Source organism: Thiolapillus sp., assembly GCF_048562965.1.
In the GTDB taxonomy this organism is placed as follows: Bacteria; Pseudomonadota; Gammaproteobacteria; order Chromatiales; family Chromatiaceae; genus Thiolapillus; species Thiolapillus brandeum_A.
This window is the reverse complement of record NZ_JBHNMF010000612.1, coordinates 1-1,853: the sequence shown is the minus strand read 5'-3', so window position 1 is coordinate 1,853 and position 1,853 is coordinate 1. Positions and strand designations below refer to the sequence as shown.

Annotated in this window: 2 protein-coding genes; both read right to left on the bottom strand. The window is 57.8% G+C overall.

What is annotated here, in order from left to right; translation table 11 throughout:
• Positions 1 to 386 precede the first annotated feature (386 nt).
• Positions 387 to 1,079 carry a uracil-DNA glycosylase gene (locus tag ACOCD2_RS18320; RefSeq protein WP_293680854.1) on the bottom strand — a complete coding sequence of 231 codons (693 nt, stop codon included), beginning with the start codon at positions 1,077 to 1,079 and terminating at the stop codon, positions 387 to 389.
• A complete protein-coding gene (locus tag ACOCD2_RS18315; protein WP_293649799.1) occupies positions 1,076 to 1,720 on the bottom strand; it encodes a response regulator in 645 nt (214 codons plus the stop codon). The genes ACOCD2_RS18320 and ACOCD2_RS18315 overlap by 4 nt, the downstream gene beginning before the upstream one ends.
• Between the last annotated feature and the right edge of the window lie 133 nt (positions 1,721 to 1,853).

The window sequence follows — 1,853 nt, the reverse complement described above, 5'->3', positions numbered from 1 at the left end:
GTTTGGATGCCTACTTTGCTTCCCCTCTGGCGCTATGCGCACGACGGGTAAGCAGTGCGGCCTCGCGGCTACTGGGGTCTACCAGCCTTCGCTTCGCTCTCCATGGCTGGCAGCGAGCGAAACCGGTGAATATACGTTTAACTTCCATCATATAGGCGGTTGCAACACCGGCGTTGACGGAGGAGGTGGATCGATTGAGCGAATCCTTCTAAAGGTCGTCCCCAATTCACAGACTTGGTCAGCGCACTACCAGTCACCGTTACTGATCATACCGCAACATGACTGTCTGCGGGTAACAGGCTGGCTTACCAACACAGCCCCATCTTTTTTCAGCGTAACGGGCTACCTGACAGATGACCCGAACAGTTTTCGATACTGAATTCCAGTCAGGCGGGCGTCATTGTACGCCCATCGCCTAATCCGGAAGTTTTTGCTACAACCTTGTCCTGCCGCAACAGATCTGCGGCTTTTTCAAACACAGACTGAAACATCTCTGGTGTCAGCCGCTTGGTCTGGGTGTTATAGCGGCTGCAGTGGTAGGAATCGAGCAGTTTCCTGCCCTCCCCCAGATCGTGTTCCGCAGCATGGCCGAAGGGGAAATCCACCTGGCGCTTTCCCGTGGCTTTTATCACAGCCCGATGGGCGATTCCCCCTAGGGCCAGCACTACGCCGCCTTCGGGTAGCTGCTGCAGTTCCTGCTGCAGAAAGCGGTTGCACTCACGCACTTCGCTACCCACCGGCTTGTTCTGGGGCGGCAGGCACTTGACCGCGTTGGTGATGCGGCAGTTTTTCAGCTGCAGGCCATCCCGGATATGCCGGGATTCCGGCGCCGAGGCAAAACCGCATTTGTACAGGGTCTCGTACAGCAGGATACCAGCGTGATCCCCCGTGAACGGACGGCCTGTGGCATTGGCACCATGCATGCCCGGCGCCAGTCCCACGACCAGCAAGCGCGCCTGGGGATCACCAAAGGGCGCAACAGGGCGGCAATGATAGTCCGGATGCCCGCCCTTCACTTCTTCCAGAAAACTGGCCAGACGGTCGCAGGCGCGGCAGTCCGGATCGAAAGCCAGGCTCACGTCATCAGCTCGATCAGCCCGTGACGCAGGGCGAAGTGGGTGAGCTCCACGTCGTTGTGGATCTCCAGCTTCTCGAACAGACGGGTACGATAGGTGCTGATGGTCTTGGGGCTGAGAAACAGGGCATCCGATATCTGCTGGGTGGTGCTTCCCCGGGTAATCATCAGCATCACCTGCATTTCCCGCGGAGACAGCTTGGCCAATGGCGTGGATTTCCCCTTGTTCACTAGGGCCGACAGACTGAGGCGCTGCGCCACTTCGTTGCAGATATAGTGCTCGCCCCGCATGACCTGGCGAATGGCGGCTGATACTTCATCCGCAGGACTTCCCTTGGTCAGATAACCCACGGCGCCGGCATCGAGCAACTGGTTGGGAAAAGGCTGGTCGTCCAGCGCGGTTAGGGCAATCACTTTGGCCTGGGGATCGGCACGCACGATGCGGCGGGTAGCCTTGATGCCGCCGATTCCCGGCATGTTCACGTCCATCAATATCACATCCGGCGGTGTCCTGCGCACGAACTCGACAGCATCTTCTCCTGTCTCGGCTTCCGCCACCACGGTCATGTCTTCCTGAGTATCGAGTATGCCTTTTATCCCGGAACGGAACAGGGCATGGTCATCTACGAGTAAAATTCGAATCATTTTTCTCCCTTTCTTAGCCTGCGACCGACGCCGGTACCGCCCGCTGGTAGGACCAGTCCTTGATCGCCTGTATCTGTTCTTCCATGGTACGCGACAATGGCACCATATTCACTGTATTGCGGATCACATCCTT